Here is a 1,117-nt window from a genome sequence, read left to right as displayed (position 1 = left end):
CCCTGAATCAGCACCCCTCGCGAAAAGGCCTGGCAGCTCCACGACAGCACCCTTAAGCGGTAAGGGCTCGACTGCGCGGCCGCCATCCCAACAACCGCGAGGGTGCCGATAAGCACTAAAAAACGCTTCATAACCCGAACCGTTTTGTACGGATACCCTGGAAAGGCTCCCGACCCTGCCCTACAGTCTGTAGGGCTTTAGTTTAACCCTTTACGAGTTTTACCGAGCGTTATTTTAACCTGGTGAGAACCCTCGGGTTGGCACGAGCTGTATGGTTTGAGTTGGTCGAGGAGACTGGATTCGAACCAGCGACCCCCTGCTCCCGAAGCAGGTGCGCTACCAGGCTGCGCTACTCCTCGGCGCCAGCGAGTACTGAGTATAGAGCGGACGTGACGCTTTGTCTAGGCCGCTGGGTGGTTCTCCAGACTTGACCGATATACAGCCCTTGGGGTAGAGAAAGATCATGACTCTGCGCCAGGCGCTATCCCAGGTCCCGGACCCTCGGGCCCACAACCGGCAGTACCCCCTTTGGGGCCTTCTGGCCCTCATCCTGGTGGCCTTCCTGAGCCGCGTGGACTCCCTGCGCGGCGTGGAACGCTTTGCCCGCGCCAACCCCCACCTCTTGCCCCACCTGGGCCTGCGCAAGGCCCCAGGCCACACCGCCATCACCCTTCTCCTTCACCGCCTGGATCCTGAGAAGCTCCAGGCGGCCCTTGGCCAGGTCTTCCCCGAAGCCGACCTTGGGGAGGTCCTGGTGGTGGACGGGAAGCACCTGCGGGGAAGCGGCAAGGGGAAAAGCCCCCAGGTCAAGCTGGTGGAGGTCCTGGCCCTGCACCTCCATACCACCCTGGCCCAGGCCCGGGCGGAAGGGAGGGAGGAGAAGGCCTTCCTGGAGCTTCTGGACCGTTTGGAGGCGAGGGAGCTGGAGGGCAAGGTGGTGGTGGGGGACGCGGGGTACCTGTACCCTGAGGTGGCGGCCCGGGTGCGGAAAAAAGGGGGGACTATCTCTTGGTCCTGAAGGGGAACCAGGGGGAACTTTTGGAGTGGGCCCTGGAGGTGTTCAAGGGGATGGCGGGGAGGCGTCTTCCCGGGGAGACGGAGGCGACCTGGAGTGGGG

General features: G+C 63.4%; 1 protein-coding gene and 1 tRNA gene. One reads left to right on the top strand and one right to left on the bottom strand.

What is annotated here, in order from left to right; all coding sequences use genetic code 11:
• Positions 1–282: 282 nt before the first annotated feature.
• Positions 283–359 (bottom strand) — tRNA-Pro (locus tag NW852_RS05570).
• Positions 360–463: 104 nt separating this feature from the next.
• Here NW852_RS05570 and NW852_RS05565 point away from each other — a divergent pair.
• Entirely contained in the window at positions 464–1,018 is a 555-nt protein-coding gene (locus NW852_RS05565; protein ID WP_027886734.1) for a transposase family protein, read from the top strand.
• Positions 1,019–1,117: the final 99 nt, after the last annotated feature.

Source organism: Synechococcus sp. H60.1 (assembly GCF_047462335.1).
Classification (GTDB): Bacteria; Cyanobacteriota; Cyanobacteriia; order Thermostichales; family Thermostichaceae; genus Thermostichus.
The sequence above is the reverse complement of the archived record's forward strand: the minus strand, read 5'-3'. Positions and strand labels throughout refer to the sequence as shown.